Genomic DNA, 21,969 nt, shown 5'->3' on the forward strand with positions numbered 1-21,969 from the left:
TTAAATTACAACTCTTCAGTATTGACGAGTCCTAGATTACCTGTTAATCCGTCATGGACTGCTTTTAAAAATTTAGTATAGTTTTTCTGTTTGCCAGTCAAGATACTGACGATCCTTTGGCCAAACAAGTATAAAGATTTATTCAGTTGATATATAACCGGGTTTGTAACAGCAGTGGTGGAATTAAAGAAAATACTGTTGCGCACCTGGTAATAGCTGCGGAAGCTCCACTGATCCAAATAGATGGAGCGCCATGGCTTTGGTATGTACGTCACCCCGTATGAGCGGTCAATATCCTCGATCTGGCTATTGGAAATAAGCCAGATGGCTCCTCCCTGCTGTGTGATGCGATAGGTATATTCGGAATCATCGGCATATAAGAAAAAGCGTTCATCGGGGCATCCTATTTTTTGCATCAGCTTCCGGTGTATAAACAAACCGCCGTAAGGCACATAAGGCATCACTGCACGCGCTTTCAAGGGTCTGCTTTTGCGGAATTTATCGCGGAATTTATAGTATTGGTTAATGGGAATTTGAAAAAGATTGAAGCCCATAAAACTATTGGGAACCCGATAATAACGATTCGCATTTTCACCCCCTGCAATATTGAGATGCTGTTTCCTGTCCAGCCGTAAAGAAAACAAGGCTTGTTGATCTTGCTTTAAGGTATCGCTGTTATTTTCCCAGGCACCCAGAAGATTCTTTAGTGCATCTTGATGAGGAAGGTTGTCATCGTCCAGAAGCCACAGAAAATCGGCGTTAGTATGGTTGATAAAGTATTCCATCCCGGCTTTATAACCGCCTGCAGAGCCTTCATTATCTGCATGGGTGATCACTTTAACCCTGTGGTCCTGCAATTCCCTGCAGTTATCTTCAACGCTGTATGTGGAAGCATTGTCTACGACCAGGATATTAGAGACATCCGGATCGAGGTTCATCACACTGTTTAGAATTTGCTTTAATAATAACCACCTATCACCATAGGTAACAATTAACACACAAATATTATATGTTATCTTTGACATCTTATCCTTGCAAGTTTACGATAGATAAGAAGATTTTACAAGCTAAAAACCACCTTAATTTCTGATGGGAATTATTCAGCAGCAAACTTTAAAAGGAACCTTCTACTCTTATCTGGGCGTATTAATCGGTTTTCTTTCTGTTTACTTATTACAACCGAAGGTACTTAGTCCCGAACAAGTAGGCTTAATTGGCCTTCTAGGGTTATTTCCAATACTTTTTGCCCAATTTTCTGTGCTTGGATTTAATGCTACCGCACGGATTTTTCCTTATTTTAGAGATGGGAAAACGCATGATCATGGTTATTTGGGACTCGCCTGTTTAATCTCCATTGTTGGTTTTGCTATTTTCATGGTGCTGGTCGCCTTGTTTAAAGATGAGATTGTACAACAGAAAACTTCGGGGAGTAACTTATTTGACCAGTATTTCTGGTATTTAATTCCCTTAACTTTTTTCACCCTATTTTTTAATGTGTTTGAGTTGTATGCTCGGATGTTATATGATACCACGACTGGCAGGATTTTAACAGAATTTGCCAAACGTTTATTTGTGTTGATCGCCTTACTTTTGCTTCTCTTTTCAATTTTGGATTTTGCCTATTTTATGTGGGCATGGCTACTTGCCAATATTATTCCTACAGGAATCTTGATGTATCGTTTACATCAACGCAATCAGCTTTCTTTCCGAGTTGATTTTAAATTTCTCACACCAGTCATCAGAAAGCAGATGATACAGTTATCCGTCTTTGGAATCCTCACCGGTGCCTCTCCTTTTATTATAGCGAATGCGGATATGTACATGATTAATAAGGCCTTTGGCTTGCGCAATACCGGGATCTATAGTTTGGCTTTTGCCTTCGCCACGATCATCAGTCTACCAGCGCGCTCATTATATAGCATTGCCTATACGGTTATCGCTCAGGCATGGAAGGATAACGATATGGCCGGCATTGCTTCGGTATATCGAAAAAGCTGTATCAGTCAGATTATCAGCACGCTATTTTTATTTACCCTCATTTGGGTAAACATTGAAAACATTTATCATGTGCTGCCGCCTGAATATGCTGCCGGCAGGTATGTAATCTTTTTTGTGGGATTGGGTTATCTGATTGACGCCTCAACGGGGGTTAACGGAGTGATTCTGTCTACGTCAAAATATTATAAGTACGATTCCTTTTTCAACTTTTCGCTGATCGCGATTACCATCGGGGCGAACCTGATCTTTATACCTCTTTATGGAATAACGGGTGCGGCTATTGCTTCAGCACTTACCTTTTTCATTTTTAACCTTGCCCGGTACCTGTTTATCCTCTTTGTGTTTAAGTTGCAGCCCTTCAATTACAACACACCTCTGGTACTTCTTACCGGTGTGGTCACTTATTATCTGGTTCATTTCATTCCGGCCTTACCGAACTTCATTGCTGACGGAATTATGAGAACGGGACTGGTGACCGTATTATTTGGGGGAACAGTGTATTATTCAAAGTTTTCGCAGGATATTAACAATTTGATTGATAGCTCACTTTTAAAGGTGAAAAATATAATCGGGATGAATAAATAATCGCTCAAAATCCATCTTCAATTCTTCTCTTCTAAAGAATGTCTACTTATTATAAAAGCATCTAGTTAACATTCAAATATCAGCTGTTTATTTAAAAATGCTGTCACCTACAAAAGGCTTATTCGTTGGGTTCCTGATTTAAAGAAGCACTTGCTGGATAAATTGCATCAAAGTCACACCCTCAAATTTTTAGCCTAATTAATCATAAAGCTATATTGTATTGATCGGATAACTTAAACGACTAGCGGTGTCGCTCTTATTAATGCTTTTCTAAAAAATGGAGGTTGAGGTGTTTCGTTTTTGTCCTTACTTAAAAAGTACATTAATCCCTTAGTGGATTCAATTTTATACTTTTTTTCGGCTAGCTCTACACTAAATCGTTTGAAGTCGCCCTGTTGATGATAGGTACACAGCGCTATTTTGGGATGGTATTTTCGTATAGTCTGATCCATTCCTTTTAACACCTGATCTTCCACTCCTTCAACATCAATTTTCACGAAATGGGGTACTATTGCTTTTTCTGCAAGAAAGGTATCGATACTGATATTATCAGAGTCGTTTTTATCAGAAACAAATTTAGAAATGATCTGCACCTTGTTATTCCATTGAGCAAAGGTTGCCTGAAGTGCTTCAGACCATTCGGGATCGCGTTCAAAAAGGATGACCTTTCCTATCTGTTCGATATTCGAAAGTGGAAAGATCCCTTCAGCTGAGCCAACATCAAAAAGGATGTCACCTTGTTTAAGTGAAAACTGATCATTGGTATAACGATGGGGAGAATCAGGATCCTGCTCTTTAAGCAACCCGTTATAAAGCATTTTGATCGTGGTTGTATTATATGACCTTTTGAAGTACAACCGATGGCCCTGATGATTGACAAAGGAAAGACTGTTTGAAGGATCCTTAAAAACTTCGATATCCTGATAATTATATCTATTGCTAAATGATCCGGAGAATACAGCTAACGGATGAACTTTCAGGTGTTCTACAGCTTGCTGATATTCAGGATCCGTTGGAGGATTAGCACTAAAATAGGTCAAGATGGTGTTGCGCACTGTCTCAGCATCCTTTTTCCCTTTATAACTAGCTATACGACACGTTACTTTGTATATTAGTTTATCCAGCATGTTCATGAAATAAAAGTAGAACCTTTTCGGTAAAAAGCAATTTAAAATGTATTTTATTATTTGGGGAAAAGTCTTGTTTGATCCTAATTCAAGTTATATTCTGAAGCCTTTATATAAAAGACAAGTATGTGAGAAATAAAACCATATCTTACTTTTTCTTTAAAAGAAAAATTGATTATTTAAACCCATAGTGCATCCTTAAATTGATATTACTATGCCTCCAACTGAAAGTAGTTTGGCTATTGATTATTGCGCAGATAATACCCACCTTCTCCGCACCTTTTCCGCACCTTTTCCGCACGGGTAATGAATCATTTGAAAATAAGACCAAAATTAATCCCCCTACAAATTATAGTAAGTAAAGGTTTATTTGAACAATTTATCGCATAAAAAAAGGCTAAATAAAAAGGAATAAATCCAATTCTTCAGCCTTTTGATATCGATTAAAATTTAGAGCCCTTATATGTGAAGAGCTTCCGGATCCAATCCTAATATTTAAACAAATTTCTTTGCGTTCACTTTACGTTCAGCTTCGTTCAAATAGATCTTACGAAGGCGCATGCTCTTAGGCGTAATTTCAATATACTCGTCACTTTGAATATATTCCATTGCTTCTTCCAAAGAGAACTTGATTGCAGGAGAAATACGAGCGTTATCATCCGTACCGGATGCACGCATATTTGTTAATTGTTTCCCTTTAGTCAGGTTAATAACCAAATCATTATCGCGGATATGCTCGCCTAATATTTGACCTTCATAAACATCAACTCCCGGATCGATAAAGAAACGACCTCTGTCCTGCAATTTATCAATTGCATAAGCAGTAGTCATACCCTTGTCCATAGATACTAAAACTCCGTTCGAGCGACCTGGAATGGTTCCTTTCCAAGGCTCATAGCCTTTTAATCGGTGTGCCATAGTTGCCTCACCTGCTGTTGCAGTTAAAACGTTGTTTCTTAATCCGATGATACCACGAGCTGGAATATCAAATTCAAGATGTTGTAAATCGCCCTTAGGTTCCATAATCAGTAATTCACCTTTACGCTGAGTTACTAGTTCAATCACCTTACCTGAAACTTCTCCGGGAACGTCAACGATCAGTACTTCTACCGGTTCGCATTTTTTACCATCAATTTCTTTCAGGATTACCTGTGGCTGACCAACCTGTAGCTCATAGCCTTCGCGGCGCATGGTTTCGATTAATACAGATAAATGTAGAATACCTCTACCGTATACCAGATAAGAATCAGGAGATTCGGTTTCCAATACCTTAAGGGCAAGATTTTTCTCCATTTCTTTGAAAAGACGTTCACGTAAGTGACGGGAAGTTACAAACTTTCCTTCTTTACCAAAGAATGGTGAGTTATTGATGGTGAACAACATGTTCATTGTTGGCTCATCAATATGGATTACAGCAAGTTGTTCCGGGTTATCAATATCAGCAATGGTATCACCAATATCAAAACCATCAATACCAACTACCGCACAGATATCACCTGCGCTAACTTCTTTCGCTTTGATTTTACCTAGTCCTTCGAATGTATATAGCTCCTTGATACGTGTTTTTTGAATCGTACCGTCACGTTTTACCAACGAAACTGGCATATTTTCTTTAACCACGCCTCTGGCAACACGTCCAATTGCAATACGACCTACGAAAGAGGAATAATCCAATGATGTGATCTGCATTTGTAAAGTTCCTTCGGATACAGGTGCTGGTGGGATGTTAGCCAGGATAGAATCCAATAGTGGAAATATATCTTCTGTCTTTTCTTTCCAATCTGTACTCATCCATCCTTGTTTAGATGAACCGTAGATAACAGGGAAGTCTAACTGATCTTCTGTAGCATCCAGGTTATAGAAAAGTTCGAATATAGATTCGTAAACTTCTTCCGGACGACAGTTCTCTTTATCCACTTTGTTGACAACAACAATAGGTTTTAATCCTAATGCCAATGCTTTTTGAGTAACAAAACGAGTTTGAGGCATCGCTCCTTCAAATGCATCAACTAGCAAGATTACACCATCAGCCATTTTAAGAACCCGTTCTACTTCACCACCGAAATCGGCGTGACCAGGAGTATCAATGATATTGATCTTAACTCCCTTATAATTAACGGATACGTTTTTAGCTACAATAGTAATTCCTCGCTCACGTTCAAGATCGTTGCTGTCCAGAATTAATTCACCAGTTTCTTCATTATCCCTGAATAACTGGCAAGAGTGTAAAATTTTGTCAACAAGGGTAGTTTTACCGTGGTCAACGTGTGCAATGATTGCAATGTTTCTGATATTCTGCATGAAATGCCCTAAAAATTTTTTGCAAAGGTACAATATTTATCGTGAGAAAGTGTGTTTGAACTTTAAAATATAATGACAATCAGGGAGTAATAAAATTATACCTTTGTACATGGGCATCCAGGAAGTACTTGTTTTGGTGTTATTTATTTTAGCGGCAGCCTATATAGGCCGCCTTATATACAGAAGTTTGCATGCTAAAAGTGGCTGCGCATCTGGCTGTGGAAAGTGTGGAGCGGACTTTAGTGGGGTAAAGCTAAAGGACTAAACTGGTGACAACTTTTTCTATCAGGCAAACGGCATAGGCAACTACGCCTTCTTGCCGACCAATAAATCCCATTTTTTCATTGGTCGTTGCTTTTATGGAGATATCCTCTTCGCTTATACCAATTGATTCGGCTATATTTTTTTTCATTGCTGGAACGTGTGGGTTAAGTTTGGGGGCTTCCAGACAGATCATGGCATCTATATTCCCAATTCGCCATCCTTTTTCAGTAATGAGGCGAACGCATTCTTTAAACAGTACCATGCTGCTAATTCCTTTCCACCGGTCATCCTGATTAGAAAAGTGCTGACCAATATCTCCAAGATTCGCTGCACCTAATAACGCATCGCAAATAGCATGGAGCAATACATCCGCATCGGAATGTCCGTATGCTCCTGAATGATGTTCTAACTGAACTCCGCCAACAATAAATGGATGATTTTCTTTTAATTCATGGACATCAAAGCCAAATCCTACTCTTATTTTCATGTTGTTATTCTTTTATATGTTTTTGAGGGCTAATTATGGAAGGCTATTATTATTTAATGGCATACATTAGAGAGAAGCGCAGAGAATTAGCAAGCGGACTTCGTTGAATACTAGCCAGCAGGTAAGAGAAATCAAGATTTAATTGACTGTATTTGAAGCCGGCTCCCATGGTTAGATAACGTCTCTCCCCTTTATACGGATTTTCGTAATAATAACCGGTACGCAATGCAAACTTCTGATCGAAAAGATACTCCAGTCCAGCACCCATACTTATTTCCTTTAATTCCTCTGAAAAACTACCAGGCGCATCAGAGAAGGAGCCGAATATACCGGATGCAACCGATCTATCGTTGGATCTTCCAGCACTAATGTTTCCTTCAGCATCCGTTTGAGGAGGAGTAGGAACCAGAAGTTTATTGAAATCCAACGCCAAAGTAAGTTGATTTTGACTATCAGGGTGTAGCGTTAATGCACTGCCAATTTTTAAGTTAGTGGGCAAAAATTGTTTGTTATCATCATTGAGATAGCTTAATTTGTTCCCTATATTGGATAGGTTAATTCCAAAGGCAAGGTCTGATGGTTTCCCTGCCAGTTGAATTTCCTTTTTATAATAGGCTGATAAATCTGCTGCAAAAGCAGTACCTGCACTGGATTGCTGACTATTCACCAGGACATCACTGGCTATTTTTGAGTAAATAAACCGGAAAGTGGTAGCCAGCGAGAGCGAGTTACCAAAGGATCTGGCAAATGTTCCATCAATGGAGAAATCGCTTGGATTATAGGTTCCGTTTGCTGCAGATGAGGCATCGCGCAATTCAATTTCACCCATGGAAAAGTATTTAAAGGAAAGACCGATTGTGTTTCTACTGTTCGTTTTATAATATCCGCTTAAATAAGCCATGTAAATATCAGGAGCAAGCTGCTGCAGCCAGGGGGTATAAGACAAAGAAATGGCCGATTTACTGATTGCAAAAGCTATTTTAGAGGGATTCCAATGGATCGAATTCACATCAGGAGACGTTGCAACACCGGCATCGCCCATAGCTCCGGAGCGGGCATCAGGACTGATCAACAAAAAGGGCACTGCGGTTTGAATTTTTTCTGTTAGTACCGTTCCCGTATACCCTGCAACTTGTGCTTTGCTTTCGATTAAGCAAAACAACAATAGAAAGGTGAACACAAATACAGTTCGGCTGGAACACAAGATCATGTATAAAAGTAGGGATATTAATATAAAAAAGGCTTTTACCTTGCTATTTTTGTTAAGTACTCGATTATTTGCTATTTTTACAATTCAATGTTTTAAACATTAAATGAAAAGATTATCAATATTTTTTGTCTCAGGAATCCTCATTGGAATAGTTGGTTTAGTTACATCATGTAAGACCAAGAGCGCATCATCAAACACTGGATGGGCTTATAATGACAGCAAAAATGGCGGTTTTACTGTTGCTGAAAATATTAAACCAGCACCTGGTCCTGGTTTAGTTGCAATAGAAGGCGGAACATTTGTAATGGGCGGAAGCTTACAGGAAGACCTTGCTTATGAATATGATAATATAAAAAGAAGAGTAACAGTACCGTCTTTTTATATGGATGAAACTGAAGTATCGAATGTAAATTGGGGTGAATATCTATATTGGATTCAACGGAATTTCCCGAATGACCGTGAGTATTACTATAATGCGCTTCCTGATACCCTGGTATGGCGTCGTCCACTTTCCTATAACGAACCTTATGTAGAAAATTACCTTCGGCACCCAGCTTATCAGGATTATCCCGTAATTGGAATCAGTTGGGATCAGGCCAAAGAGTATGCTGAATGGCGTACAGACAGGGTTAATGAACAGATTCTGCGTTCCAGAGGCGTAATGGTTGATTTTGCAACACTGGCAAGTAAGGGAGGGAAGGCTACTTCTGATCCTTTTAATACAGATATTTATTTGAATGGTCAATACCAGGGTGAGGGTATTGATGGAAAGAGAATGCCTTCAAATTTGAATCCTGCCGCCAATGCTACGGGAAATAAAGGCAGCAATAGTGCTCGTCGTCCGGTTAGAAAAGAAGATGGTGTATTACAGGAGCATTATCGCCTTCCATCTGAAGCGGAGTGGGAATATGCTGCCCTTGCTTTGTCTGGCAATTCTGCTAACGAAAATATTGAAGATGGAAGAATTTATCCATGGAGTGGATTAGGAGTTCGTTCTGCTTCAAGAAAAACGCAAGGTCTTATAATGGCCAATTTTAAAAGAGGCGAAGGTGATAATATGGGCGTTGCCCGTGGACTGAATGATAAGGCTGATATTACTGCTTCGGTAAGAAGTTATATGCCTAACGATTTTGGCTTGTATAATATGGCTGGAAATGTCAATGAATGGGTTGCTGACACATACAGAAAAATGTCGTTTGAAGATTTTAATGACTTTAATCCTTTTCGTGGAAATGAATATGTGAATAAACGAATGGCCGATGCTAAAAAGGGCACCTTTGCCAAGGATAAATATGGCCGGCCAATCAAAGATCCTGCTACAAGCAGAAGGAAACAAACCTGGGCTGAAGTGAACGGGCAAACGGATAGTGCAACTGTTTTATCAGAGCCTAAATTCACTAACGACATGAGAGGGTTTAAGGATTCAGTTAACCAGGACTTATATGGGGTAACGACCTTAGTAAATGACCGTTCGAAGGTTTATAAAGGGGGATCATGGAATGATCGCGCTTATTGGTTAAATCCTGCCACAAGAAGGTTTATGCCTGAAGATGAAACAAGCGCTGAAGTAGGTTTCCGTTGCGCAATGAGTATGGTTGGTTCTCCGGTGATCAATACAAATGGTCAGAAAAACTTTTCAATTCCAAAAAGAAAAAAAGCTAAATAGCTATTCTTCAATCCTTGTTATGCATTAGGGCATCTTACTGCCCTAATGCATACTGAATTAGATTTGCACCCATTTTAAGGGCTTTTTGACGAGTGGCTTCAGAGTCACCTTCATAGGTTCCATAATCTTCCCAACCGTTCCCTAAATCGCATTCGTAGGTATAGAAACAAACCATTCTTCCCTTATGGATTAAGGCAAAACCTTGAGATCGCTTACCATCATGCTCATGCACTTTAGGTAACCCTCCGGAAAATTCGTATTTCTGATGATAAACAGGATGGGAAGCAGGGAGCTCAACAAAAGTCAACTCTGGAAAAACCTTCTTCATCTGAGGCCTTACATACTTGTCAAGCCCGTAATTGTCGTCTATATGGAGAAATCCTCCACCTATTAGATATTTTCTTAGGTTTTTGGCTTCTGCTTCTGAAAACAGGATATTTCCATGTCCGGTTGCATAGACAAAGGGGTATTGAAAAAGTGTAGCACTGCCTACATCTGCAATACCTTCCTCGGAATCTATGTTGGTTAAAAGGTTTAGATTACAAAAATTTACCAGATTTTGAAGCGCCGTTCTGTTTGCGTACCAGTCTCCTCCTCCATTATACTTAAGTCTGGCTATTTTAAATGATGGAGCAAATGCAGAAATAAAGAGGATCGATAACACAATGAGCATGGCCAAAGATCCTGTCTTTTTCATCTTCTATATCTTTTTTATCGGTTGAGAAAGTTAAGCTCAAAACAAGCTTCCAGGGCTGCTGTTTCAGTGCGCAAGCGACTTGTACCCAAAGTGAGTGATTGATAGCCATTAGACAGAGCAGATTCAAGTTCTTGAGGCGTAAAATCGCCTTCAGGACCAATTAACACGGTATACCGATCGTATTTTATCAAATCAGTTGAAAAATACTTCTTGTTTCCTTCCATGCAATGGGCAATATAACGTTGGCCGGTATCCTTTTTCACAAAGTCTTTGAACCGTACCTGTTCATTTAATTGAGGATGATAAGCTTTAATAGACTGTTTTACGGCTGATGTAATGATTTTATTAAGCCTTTCAAACTTCACTTCTTTTCGTTCGGAGCGGTCGCAAATGAGAGGGGTGATTTCGTCAATACCAATCTCTGTGGCTTTTTCGACAAACCATTCCAATCGTTCCATATTTTTGGTTGGAGCGATTCCAATGTGTAAATAGTGGTTTCTTTTACCATATTCTCTGACACAATTAACGATGGTCAGGGACGTTTTTTTTGGATCAGGTTGAACGATTTTAGCTTCGTAAAGACCTCCCTTACCATCAATCAGCTGGATGATATCATTTTGCTGGAGTCGCAATACCCGGATACAGTGTTTACTTTCTTCTGTATTTAGGTCGTATTGATCTCCCGTTATATCCGGAGTATAGAACAAATGCATAATCAGAATTAACGTTCATCTACCATATCTTCCTGGGTAATTACCAGGTCTAATTTTACAGATTCGATATTTTGTTCTGTCTTTTTCATTATTGTAATGACATATCCGTAAAACTCTTTGCGTTCGCCTACTTCAGGAATTTTACCAAACAGATCGCCAACAAGACCACCTACTGTATCATAATCTTCATCCTCAGGCAAATCATGTGGAAGATGTTCATTAACGTCATAAATAGAGGCAGAGGCATTGACAATAAACTCATGGTCAGATACTTTTTCTACAATAGGTTTCTCTTCATCAAACTCATCCTGAATTTCACCGACAAGTTCTTCTACGATATCTTCCAGAGTAACCATACCAGCAGTACCACCAAATTCATCCAATACAATTGCAATTTGAATGCGCCTAAGCTGAAACTCAGCCATCAGATCGTTAATTTTCTTTGATTCAGGAATGAAATAGGGTTTTCTGATAATATTGCTAACCAACATTTCCTTCCTATTAGCAATGATAGGGAGGATATCTTTGGCGTGAATAATACCCACAATTTTATCTATAGTCTCGTCATAAACAGGAATACGCGAATATCCCTCTCTAACGACTGTTGCGATTACTTCTTCGGGAGCTATAGTAAGTTCTATTGCTGACATTTTGGTTCGGGGAACCATAATATTTTTAACGACACGCTCATTAAAGTCGAATACGTTTTTTATCAATTCATGCTCATTACTATCCAGAGCACCACTTTCTTTACTTTGTTCGAGTAAATATTGAAGTTCTTCAGAACTATGAGCAGCCTCATGACCACCTATAGCATTTACTCCTATCAGCTTTAATATCAGATTAGCAAAGCCATTCAGCAACCATATAAAGGGACGAAAAACCATGTAAAAGTAATGAAGAGGCAATGATATAGCCATGGTTACAGCAATAGGCTTTTGAATCGCTATAGACTTAGGAGCAAGTTCTCCGAAAACAATATGTAATATAGTGATAAATGTGAAAGCGATAATAGGTGCAGCAGTTTTAGTAAACGATTCAAGAAACGCTGGGTCTGCACCAAAGCTTACCAGAATATTTCGTAATACATGCTCCATTACTTCCTCACCGACCCATCCCAGCCCTAAAGATGCAAGTGTAATACCCAACTGTGTTGCAGCCAGGTATCCATCTAAGTGCTGGGTGATATGTTTGGCCGTATTGGCAATGCGGCTTCCAGATTTTGCTTGAATTTCAATCTGTGAGGCCCTGACCTTTACTATTGCAAACTCTGCGGCTACAAAAAAGCCATTTAATACAACAAGGAAAAAAGTCCAAAATATTTGGATTCCCATTTATTTTTATAGTTTATTTAAATAAGTTTCATTGTATAAATCTATTCCATCTTGAATAACTTTATATGCTTGTTCTCTACCCATAAGCTGTTCTATGGTTACATTTTTATGTTCGAGTACTTTGTAATCCTGAAAGAAACGAACAATTTCTTTCATGGTATGAGGAGGTAGGGCTGATAAATCGTCGATGTAATTAACAGACATATCATTTTTAGCAACTGCAATGATTTTATCATCTTGTTCGCCATTGTCAACCATATGCATCACCCCAATAACTTTCGCTTCAATAAGCGCCAATGGAACTACATCAGCAGAGCAAAGTACAAGGATGTCTAATGGATCTTCATCATCACAATATGTTTGTGGAATGAACCCATAGTTTGCAGGATACATAACTGATGAAAAAAGAATACGGTCAAGGCGAAGAAGGCCAGTTTCTTTGTCGAGTTCATACTTCGCTTTTGAACCTTTTGGGATTTCAATTATTGCGTTAACAAATTCAGGTTGATTTTTTCCTGGAGAGACATTATGCCAGGCGTTTGAATTACTCATTTTCGTTTTTATTTGTGGTCAGACTATTTTTTTTCTATTTCTATTTAAATAGGTATACACTAATGGAATAGCTGTAATTAGTATAAAACCTATGATTATGTATAACAAATATTGATCTATTTGTTTCTCAAACCTTCTACCAAGGAAAAAGCCTATTAAGGTTAAGGAAGTTACCCAAAGAAACGCACCTACCATATTATACAAAGCGAATTTTCTGCTATCGATTTTAATTAATCCAGCTACTATTGGAGCAAAAGTTCGTACAATGGGAATAAATCTTCCCATAATTAATGCAAATGCACCTTGCTTTCGATAATATTCTTCAGCAGCGAGAAGGTATCTTTTCTTAAAAAACAGGGAATCCTTACGTAAATACAATACAGGTCCCGTTCGTCTTCCAAACCAATAGCCTACGAAGTTTCCTAGTATAGCGACAATAATAAGGCCTGTAATGAGGGTGTAGATAGAAACGTCTAACTTGTTTGTAGCGACGAACATACCTGACAAAAATAAGAGGTAATCGCCTGGAAGAAAAAACCCAAAAAACAATCCTGTTTCTGCGAAGACCACAAATAACAAGACATAAAATCCTCCTTCTCTTAGTAGGAGTTCAGGATTTATTAGATGTTGAAGATAATTCCAGAATTCGTACATAATGGATATTCGTAAAGCTACGAATATTTATATTAAATAAGGCTTGCTATAAAATCAGGATAAACACCTAAGACAATCGTTACCAAGGCAGAAAATCCAAGAACAAGCTTGAAGTAAATAGGAACAATTAATTCTTTACGATCTTCTTCTTTAAAATACATGGCTACAATAACTTTAAAATAGTAAAAGATCCCTACCATCGCATTGAGTGCGGCAAATACGACAAGAAAAATATGATAAGAAGACAATGCTCTTGAGAACATCATAAACTTACCGATAAAACCTGCAGTAAGCGGGATACCTGCTAGTGATAACATGGCGATGGTAAGAGTTAAGGCAATAAAAGGATTCTTTCTGGCAAGGCCGTTAAAACTATCAAAGCTATCGTTGCCAACCTGTCCCTGCAATAAGATCAATACACCAAAGGCAATAATAGTAGCAACTGAATAAGCTGCGGCATATACAAATACGGCATTATCAGATGAGCCATTAAGCGCTATGATGGCAAATAGCATGTATCCTACATGAGAAATACTGGAGTATGCCAGCATCCTTTTAAAATGTTGCTGGTAAACTGCCGTTACATTTCCTATTAATAAGGAGAGAACAGACATTCCAATAATCATTGGGATCCAGAAATCCTGTAATGGAGCAAAACTAAACATGATCAAACGGAGAAAGGCAGCAAATCCCGCTACTTTAACTACAGTACTCATGTAAGCCGCAATAAGAGATGGAGATCCTTCGTATACGTCTGGCACCCAGAAATGAAAAGGAGCTGCCCCTACTTTAAAAGATAAACCTACAATCAGAAGTGTTATTCCGGTATACAAGAGCGGAGATACGGCTGTTGGATCTTTCAAAATATACTGTTTGATTCCTTCCAGATCAAATGATCCTGAGGCACCATAAATTAAAGTCACACCAAATAAAAGAATACCTGTAGAAAAAGCACCCATCAGAAAATACTTTAAAGCGGCTTCATTAGAGGCAAAATCTCTTTTCTTTATACCTGCAAGGATGTATAAACTCACAGACATGATCTCAATTCCAATAAACAACATGGAAAGATTATGATAGGAAACCATTAAGATGATTCCTGCCAATGAAAACAAGATTAACGCATAATATTCGGCTACATTAGAACTAATCCTTTCAAAATAGTCTTTTGATAAAGCTATAATTAATATAGTCGAAAAAATAGTTATACCAGAGAATGCTATCGCAAAACGGTCGTATAGCATCATGTCGCTAAAAATTGGCGCGGCATTACTGTTCCATTCCATTAAGGACAAAACCAGTGCCACCATAAGACCTATCAATGCAACAGGCAAAAGAGCCTTTTTCGCTTTGAAAAGTCCCAGGTATAAGAGAAGTAATGCTAAAATTGTTATCGTAATTAATGCGCTCATTTTATTTATTCTGTATCCCTCGTTCTTAATTTAGAATGTGGTACTAATACCATGGACTTTCCCGTCTACCATATCCACCAATGCCTTAACTGTGGCTTCCGATATATGTAAAATCGGATTTGGATATACGCCAATAATAATAATCAGGGCACAAACCACTCCAAGCACTAGCTTTTCTGTTCCGTCAATGTCTTTGAAACCTAATGTCAAAGCATTTGTAGGGCCCAACATGACTCTTTGATACAGTCTTAACATATACACCGCACCCAATATTATCGTTAATCCTGCTATTAATGAAGCCCAAATATTATATTGATAGATCCCAAATAAGAGAAGAAATTCTCCTATAAATCCATTTGTTAACGGAAGTGCAATACTTCCTAAAATTATAATCAGGAATGCAATGGCAAGTTGTGGTGCAACTTTTGCTATACCGCCCATTTCAAAGCTGTCACGGGTATGGAGTCTTCTGATGATGATGTCCAAAACAAAGAACATTCCGAATACATTGATACCATGATTGATCATTTGGATCATTGCTCCTTGTAAACCATTGGTATTCCATGCAAAAATTCCAGCTGCAATTAAGCCTACATGTGCAATTGACGAATAGGCCACCAACCGTTTGACGTCTTTTTGAGTAAAAGCGATAATGGATGCATAAACGACACCTATGATAGAAAGTATTAACGCGAATTGTCCCCATTCAGCGAAACCAAGTGGAGCTACTGGGATCAACCATCGTATTGCACCATAAATACCCATTTTAAGCATTATACCGGAAAGCAACATAGTTCCCGTAGTAGGAGCTTCTGTGTAAGTATCAGGCTGCCAGGTATGGAAGGGAAATACGGGCATTTTAACTGCAAAGGCTAGAAAGAAAGCCCAGAAAATCCAGCCTTGTTCAGCAGTACTTAAAGATAAGTCATAAAAAGCTTGAAGATCATAGCTTTTATCCGGAGTTTGAAGATGCAGGTAAATGATTCCCAGCAACATAATTAAACTACCGGCAAAAGTATATATGAAAAATTTCATATTAACCTTTATTCTATTTTCCCCACCCCATATAGCACAGATAAAATAAATAGGTATTAAAGATGCTTCCCAACCTATATAAAAAAGAAATGCATCTAGTGCTGTAAATACCAATAGTAAAGCACTTTGCATCAACAGAATCAATGCATAAAAAGAGCCAGGTCTTTTATAGGTATGCTTAAAACTAGATAAAATAATCAAAGGCATTAAGCCATTGGTTAGAAGTACCACGATCATGCTGATACCATCTATTCCAGCTTTAAACCGAATCCCATAGTAACTTAACCAGGAATGGTCAACAACAAATTGCGGTGCAGAACTCTCTGGATTGAAAACCGAAAGAAGGTAAGCTGTCAGTCCTAAAGAAAGCAGCGACCAGATAAAAGCTAAAGTCTTTACCTGCTGCCTTTCACCAAATAATGATGAAATCAAGGCACCAGCTAAGGGCAAAAATATGAGCAGTAAAATTTCCATTTATCGTTTCTTATCCTTCTCTATTATATATTATAAAATCCATATACAAGTAATGCCACAATTCCTGTAATCATCATAAAAATATAGAACCCTACATTTCCTGATTGCAAAAGGCGCAAAACTTTACTTCCTTCCGATGTGGCCCTACCTAATCCATTGACAAATCCATCTATCGCTCCTTTATCAATGATCTTGTAGAAAAAGGATGACAAGGCATTTAAAGGTTTACCAATAATAAAGTCATATACTTCATCAACGTAAAATTTGTTGTAAGATAGCTTAGAGAGCAGATCTCTTGACGACCCATCTACTGCAGGAATATGGCTGCCCTTTACATAACGGGAGTAGGCATACAACGCAGCAATAATTGCTCCTCCAACTGAAATAGCCATCAGAATTAATTCTGTACTATGGTCTAGAGGCGCTGTTGTGGCTACAACCAGGCCTTGATGTTCAAAGACGGGAGCAAGAAAGCCTGCCAACCAATGATGTCCACCTAAAATTTCAGGTATTCCAATCACCCCTCCGAATACAGCCAGAACTGCAAGAATTACCAAAGGGATAGTCATCGTTGCAGGTGATTCATGAAGATGATGTTCCTGCTCTTGTGTTCCCCGAAAACCTTTATAAAAGGTTAGATATAACATTCTGAACATATAGAAAGAGGTAAGCAACGCCGTGATCACCCCTATTATCCATAATAAAGGACTCTGCTCATAAGCATGGGCTAGAATCTCATCTTTAGAAAAGAAACCTGAGAATGGAGGGATTCCAGAGATTGCCAGCGTACCTGCCAACATGGTTAAAAATGTAATTGGTAGCTTTTTCTTTAACCCACCCATTTTACGCATATCCTGTTCATTGCTCATTGCATGAATCACAGAGCCTGCACAAAGGAATAATAAAGCTTTAAAAAAGGCATGGGTAATTACATGAAACAACGCTCCGGTATAAGCTCCAACGCCTAAACCTAAGAACATATAACCCAACTGCGAAACAGTAGAGTAAGCAAGAACTTTCTTAATGTCGGTTTGAGATACAGCAATTGCAGCGGCTAGTATAGCCGTAATAATTCCTATTACAGCAACCAGATGAAGTGTAATTGGTGATAATGTAAATAATATATTTGACCGGATGATCATGTAAACACCACCGGTAACCATGGTTGCGGCATGAATCAGCGCGGATACTGGTGTCGGTCCAGCCATTGCATCAGGTAGCCAGGTAAACAATGGAACCTGAGCAGACTTTCCAATTGCCCCAACAAACAATAGCATGGTGATCCATAACAAAGTAGTGTTACCAGATTCCATTTTAGCTGCCTGCATAAATACATCACCAAATTCTACACTTCCAAAAGTGGCAAATATGATAAATATGGCAATTAAAAAGCCCAGATCACCTATTCGGTTCATTACAAAAGCTTTTTTAGCAGCCGTTGCAAATGAGGGATTAGTAAACCAAAAACCAATTAATAGGTAAGAGCATAAACCAACTCCTTCCCAACCAATAAACATCACTACATAGTTTGATCCAAGGATCAGGAGCAGCATAAAGAAAATAAATAAATTCAGATAAGAAAAGTACTTCCCAAATCCAGTATCCAGTTTCATGTACCCAATGGAATAAACATGAATCAAAAACCCTATTCCAGTTACTATCAACAGCATGATGGAACTCAAAGGATCAATCTGAAAAGCAAAAGGCACTTTTACAGCAGCTGTGTGAATCCAATCAAACAATGGAATATAAAAAGATTTAATATCTGAAGCATTTAGTTCAGTAAAGATGCCAATGCTAACGATAAAAGATAGCAGTATACTTAGGCTTCCAATAAACCCTATAACTCCTTTTGGCAAAACATTCCTGCCTAAACCATTGATCAGGAATCCAACCAGTGGAAACAATGGAACTAACCAAACTAAATTTATCAACATGAATCTTGTCCGTATTTGTTTATATAAATAATGAGAAATATCTGCTTTAAAAACAATTAATATTTTACCACTTTAATCTGTTCAATATATTGATATCTGTGGAATTTGTATTCCTGTATATCATAGTCAAAATAGCCAACCCTATCGCTACCTCTGCAGCAGCGAGAGCCATGATAAAGAACACGAACACTTGTCCCGACGCATCTCCCCAATAAACGGAAAAAGCGGTTAGCAAAAGGTTCACTGCATTTAACATCAGTTCAACAGACATGAAAATAATAATTGCATTTCTTCTTATCAGAACACCAATAACTCCAATTGTAAAAATTATGGCACTTAATAAGATATAGTGATTTAATGGTATACCTTGAATTGATTGAGTAACTGTTTCCATTATACTTTAGTTATATCCTTTTTAGCTAATAATACAGCACCTACCATCGCTGAAAGCAGCAAAATAGATGACACTTCAAAAGGAAGTAAAAATTCTTTAAATAACACCTTTCCCAGATTTCGAACTAATCCTATATCAGGGTTCTTTAAAAGAACAGGATCTGATACATGTAATAATTTTAACGAGCCTGCTACAGTTAAAAGCAAACAAAGACCTGCGATAACACCAACCACCTTTAAGAGGTTAGATTTCATCGGTTCCGATTCTTTATTTAGATTTAAAAGCATGAGCACATATAGGAATAAGACTAATATAGCTCCCATGTATACAATGAAATTTACAATAGCCAGAAATTGTGCATTAAGTAAGATATAATGTATGGAAAAAGTGAAAAATGTCACAATCAGATACAACACACTGTATACTGGGTTTTTAGAAAAAATAACCAGTAGTGAAAAAAAGACAGATAGAAAAGCAACGAAATAGAATAAGTTCATTAACTCAGTGGATTTTACTTTAATTTGCAGTTATAGAATCAAAGTTATAATATTTTATGGTTTCAATGGTTCCTCAACGAGCTTATCTTTCCCGAAGATAAAATCCTTTCTGAGATAATCGGCCTCCAAAAAGGGACCATCCAGATAGATTGCTTCTTTAGGACAAGCTTCCTCACATAATCCACAGAAAATACAGCGCAACATGTTTATTTCGTAAACAGCGGCATACTTTTCTTCTCGATATAGATTCTCTTCACCCTTCTTGCGTTCAGCAGCTTCCATGGTAATTGCCTCAGCAGGACATGCCAAAGCACACAATCCACAAGCAGTACACCTTTCCTTACCATTCTCATCTCTTTTAAGAGAATGCAGACCACGCCAGTTTTCGGACATCGGCCTAAGCTCTTCAGGATAAAAAATAGTTTCCCTCTTCTTGAAAATATGCTTGAATGTAATAGCCAGACCTTTTGCTATGGATGGAAGATAAATCTTCTCCCCAAAGCTCATTGGCTTCTGTTCTAGTACTTTTTTTCTATTACTTAAGGACTCCATAAATTTTATAATAAATCTTTAACCGTAATCCAAATTCCAGTTACTACAATGTTTGCTATGGAGAGCGGAATTAAAACCTTCCATCCCAAATTCATCAGCTGATCATATCTAAACCGTGGAACCGTCCAGCGAATCCACATAAAAAAGAAGATGAAAAAGAATATTTTGGCAAAAAGGAAAAGAACTCCTAATACAGCAATGATATTCGATGACAGACCCAGATCATTCATAAATGGGAAATTATATCCACCAAAATATAAAGTAGACATGACAGCTGAAGATACAAACATGTTAATATATTCAGAAAACAGGAATGCTCCCAGCTTAAACCCAGAGTACTCGGTATGATATCCGGCAACTAGTTCATTTTCACTTTCAGGTAAATCAAAAGGTGTTCTGTTACACTCTGCGAAAGAACAAACTATAAACACAAGAAATCCGATAGGCTGACAAAATATGTTCCATGAAAACCAGCCGTTTTGCCAAAATCCATTTTGTTGCTCAGCGATCTCCCTCATGGATAAAGTCTGAGTTACCATTAAAAGTGCGATCAAGGATAATCCCATTGCAATTTCATAACTAATATTCTGTGAAGCTGCACGAACAGATCCCATAAGAGAATATTTATTATTAGAGGACCAACCGGCAATCATAATTCCATAAACACCCAGAGATACCACACCAAATATGTATAATATTCCAACATTAATATTGGCAACCTGAAGCTGTATCACACGGTCCCCTATCGTAACATCTTGTCCCCATGGAATAACCGCGCTCCCGATACTTGCTGTTAGAAGAGCCAGGCAAGGTGCTGCAATAAAAAGGAAAGGATTTGATTGAGAAGGAATAATTTCTTCCTTAAAGAACATCTTACCTCCATCAGCCAAAGGCTGGAATACACCAAAAGGACCGGCCCTGTGCGGACCTACCCGACCTTGAATATAACCGGCAATTTTTCTTTCGGCCAACGTAGAATACGCTGCAATGCCTAAAGTAATCAGAAATATAACTGATACTAAAACTACCTTTTCTATAACAAATGTTAATTCCATTAATAATGTCTGGTTACTCTTTCAAATTCTTCAATATTCGCCTCTTTCAAAGCAGGATTCTTTCTGATTACTGCAGGCGGGTCCAATAACTCATAGTGATTGGAAGAAATCACTGAATGATGCGAAATCTTCCTAGGTCCTTCAATCGTCCATTCACTTGTATTTTTCCTTTCAAAACGACAGGTATTACAAATAAAAGATTCTACTTCACCATTTACATCCTTACGCGCTGTCACTCGAAGAACCTCTTCACCCTTATACCATAAAGTCACTTTTCCCGAACATTTATCACAGTCGCAATGCGCATCTACAGGTTTTGTAAACCAAACTCTGTTTTTAAACCGGAATGTTTTATCGGTAAGCGCTCCAACAGGACAGACGTCAATCACATTTCCAGAAAAGTCATTATCAATCGCTTTTTCAATGTAAGTTGAAATTTCAGCCGCATCACCTCTACCTAGAATTCCATGCTCACGTTGATCAGTAAGCTGATCAGCCACATAAACACAACGGTAACATAAAATACAGCGTGTCATATGAAGCTGTATCTTATCCCCAATATCTATTTTATCAAAAGTTCTCCGTTCAAACTCATAACGAGTTGCCTCGCTACCATGTTCATAGCTCAAATCCTGCAACTTACATTCTCCAGCCTGATCACATATCGGGCAATCCAACGGATGGTTAATCAGCAACATTTCTACAATACCCTTTCTCGCTTCCATCACTTCAGGAGAGGTAATATTTTGAACCTCCATACCATCCATTACGCCGGTACGGCATGAAGCAATCAGTTTAGGCATTGGGCGAGGATCTTTATCAGAACCCTTACTTACTTTAACCAAACAAGTACGGCACTTTCCGCCACTACCTTCTAATTTCGAATAATAGCACATTGCCGGAGGAACAATATCTCCGCCGATAAGCCTTGCAGCGTTCAGGATAGTTGTTCCTGCATCCACTTCAATACTTATACCATCTATTGTTACTTTAACTCTTTCAGACATGTTAAAGGACCATTTATA

General features: G+C 38.2%; 21 protein-coding genes. 3 read left to right on the forward strand and 18 right to left on the reverse strand.

Annotation, left to right across the window (positions count from 1 at the left end):
* Positions 1-5 precede the first annotated feature (5 nt).
* On the reverse strand, positions 6-1,025 hold the full coding sequence (locus tag BFL47_RS09905) for a glycosyltransferase (protein WP_069659635.1): 1,020 nt from the start codon (positions 1,023-1,025) through the stop codon (positions 6-8).
* Positions 1,026-1,089: 64 nt separating this feature from the next.
* On the opposite strand from BFL47_RS09905, the gene BFL47_RS09910 reads away from it, so the two are divergent.
* Positions 1,090-2,583, forward strand: coding sequence for a polysaccharide biosynthesis C-terminal domain-containing protein (locus BFL47_RS09910; RefSeq protein ID WP_069659636.1), 1,494 nt, complete (start codon positions 1,090-1,092; stop codon positions 2,581-2,583).
* A 233-nt stretch (positions 2,584-2,816) separates the two neighbouring features.
* On the opposite strand, the gene BFL47_RS09915 is transcribed toward BFL47_RS09910, so the two are convergent.
* Positions 2,817-3,710 (reverse strand): FkbM family methyltransferase, encoded by an 894-nt coding sequence (locus tag BFL47_RS09915; RefSeq protein WP_170827300.1) that lies wholly within the window; start codon positions 3,708-3,710, stop codon positions 2,817-2,819.
* A gap of 495 nt (positions 3,711-4,205) precedes the next feature.
* Positions 4,206-6,011, reverse strand: coding sequence for a translational GTPase TypA (gene typA, locus BFL47_RS09920; RefSeq protein ID WP_069659638.1), 1,806 nt, complete (start codon positions 6,009-6,011; stop codon positions 4,206-4,208).
* Between the two features lie 109 nt (positions 6,012-6,120).
* Between typA and BFL47_RS19605 the strand changes: the two genes are divergently transcribed.
* Entirely contained in the window at positions 6,121-6,276 is a 156-nt protein-coding gene (locus tag BFL47_RS19605; protein ID WP_131677823.1) for a FeoB-associated Cys-rich membrane protein, read from the forward strand.
* Here the strand turns inward: BFL47_RS19605 and ispF are convergent.
* A complete protein-coding gene (gene ispF / locus BFL47_RS09925; RefSeq protein ID WP_069659639.1) occupies positions 6,265-6,762 on the reverse strand; it encodes a 2-C-methyl-D-erythritol 2,4-cyclodiphosphate synthase in 498 nt (165 codons plus the stop codon). The two genes, BFL47_RS19605 and ispF, sit on opposite strands and share 12 nt — an antisense overlap.
* A gap of 49 nt (positions 6,763-6,811) precedes the next feature.
* A complete protein-coding gene (gene porV / locus BFL47_RS09930; protein ID WP_245681343.1) occupies positions 6,812-7,972 on the reverse strand; it encodes a type IX secretion system outer membrane channel protein PorV in 1,161 nt (386 codons plus the stop codon).
* 103 nt (positions 7,973-8,075) lie between these two features.
* Here porV and BFL47_RS09935 point away from each other — a divergent pair, with 103 nt between their 5' ends.
* The gene (locus BFL47_RS09935; protein ID WP_069659640.1) at positions 8,076-9,638 is read left to right on the forward strand and encodes an SUMF1/EgtB/PvdO family nonheme iron enzyme; all 1,563 of its coding nucleotides are present in this window, start codon (positions 8,076-8,078) and stop codon (positions 9,636-9,638) included.
* Positions 9,639-9,672: 34 nt separating this feature from the next.
* Here BFL47_RS09935 and BFL47_RS09940 read toward each other — a convergent pair whose 3' ends face one another.
* From BFL47_RS09940 to BFL47_RS10000, 13 genes are all read right to left on the reverse strand, one after another.
* The gene (locus tag BFL47_RS09940) at positions 9,673-10,335 is read right to left on the reverse strand and encodes a DUF4159 domain-containing protein (RefSeq protein ID WP_069659641.1); all 663 of its coding nucleotides are present in this window, start codon (positions 10,333-10,335) and stop codon (positions 9,673-9,675) included.
* Between the two features lie 14 nt (positions 10,336-10,349).
* Positions 10,350-11,048 carry a 16S rRNA (uracil(1498)-N(3))-methyltransferase gene (locus BFL47_RS09945; protein ID WP_069659642.1) on the reverse strand — a complete coding sequence of 233 codons (699 nt, stop codon included), beginning with the start codon at positions 11,046-11,048 and terminating at the stop codon, positions 10,350-10,352.
* Between the two features lie 8 nt (positions 11,049-11,056).
* Positions 11,057-12,382: a hemolysin family protein gene (locus BFL47_RS09950; RefSeq protein WP_069659643.1), complete on the reverse strand. Its 1,326-nt coding sequence runs from the start codon at positions 12,380-12,382 to the stop codon at positions 11,057-11,059.
* 6 nt (positions 12,383-12,388) lie between these two features.
* A complete protein-coding gene (locus tag BFL47_RS09955; protein ID WP_069659644.1) occupies positions 12,389-12,934 on the reverse strand; it encodes an inorganic diphosphatase in 546 nt (181 codons plus the stop codon).
* Positions 12,935-12,952: 18 nt separating this feature from the next.
* Positions 12,953-13,588 (reverse strand): DedA family protein, encoded by a 636-nt coding sequence (locus tag BFL47_RS09960; RefSeq protein ID WP_069659645.1) that lies wholly within the window; start codon positions 13,586-13,588, stop codon positions 12,953-12,955.
* 32 nt (positions 13,589-13,620) lie between these two features.
* Entirely contained in the window at positions 13,621-15,000 is a 1,380-nt protein-coding gene (locus BFL47_RS09965) for an NADH-quinone oxidoreductase subunit N (protein ID WP_069659646.1), read from the reverse strand.
* Positions 15,001-15,030: 30 nt separating this feature from the next.
* Entirely contained in the window at positions 15,031-16,509 is a 1,479-nt protein-coding gene (locus tag BFL47_RS09970) for a complex I subunit 4 family protein (protein ID WP_069659647.1), read from the reverse strand.
* Positions 16,510-16,532: 23 nt separating this feature from the next.
* Positions 16,533-18,443 (reverse strand): NADH-quinone oxidoreductase subunit L, encoded by a 1,911-nt coding sequence (gene nuoL, locus BFL47_RS09975; RefSeq protein WP_069659690.1) that lies wholly within the window; start codon positions 18,441-18,443, stop codon positions 16,533-16,535.
* Positions 18,444-18,510: 67 nt separating this feature from the next.
* On the reverse strand, positions 18,511-18,840 hold the full coding sequence (gene nuoK / locus BFL47_RS09980; protein WP_069659648.1) for an NADH-quinone oxidoreductase subunit NuoK: 330 nt from the start codon (positions 18,838-18,840) through the stop codon (positions 18,511-18,513).
* Entirely contained in the window at positions 18,840-19,337 is a 498-nt protein-coding gene (locus BFL47_RS09985; protein WP_069659649.1) for an NADH-quinone oxidoreductase subunit J family protein, read from the reverse strand. The genes nuoK and BFL47_RS09985 overlap by 1 nt, the downstream gene beginning before the upstream one ends.
* A gap of 54 nt (positions 19,338-19,391) precedes the next feature.
* A complete protein-coding gene (locus tag BFL47_RS09990) occupies positions 19,392-19,889 on the reverse strand; it encodes a NuoI/complex I 23 kDa subunit family protein (RefSeq protein WP_016196927.1) in 498 nt (165 codons plus the stop codon).
* A 5-nt stretch (positions 19,890-19,894) separates the two neighbouring features.
* Positions 19,895-20,944, reverse strand: coding sequence for an NADH-quinone oxidoreductase subunit NuoH (gene nuoH / locus BFL47_RS09995; protein WP_069659650.1), 1,050 nt, complete (start codon positions 20,942-20,944; stop codon positions 19,895-19,897).
* On the reverse strand, positions 20,944-21,951 hold the full coding sequence (locus tag BFL47_RS10000) for a 2Fe-2S iron-sulfur cluster-binding protein (protein WP_069659651.1): 1,008 nt from the start codon (positions 21,949-21,951) through the stop codon (positions 20,944-20,946). Before BFL47_RS10000 ends, nuoH begins: the two co-directional genes overlap by 1 nt.
* Between the last annotated feature and the right edge of the window lie 18 nt (positions 21,952-21,969).

The organism is Arcticibacter eurypsychrophilus, from assembly GCF_001730525.1.
Taxonomy (GTDB): Bacteria; Bacteroidota; Bacteroidia; order Sphingobacteriales; family Sphingobacteriaceae; genus Arcticibacter; species Arcticibacter eurypsychrophilus.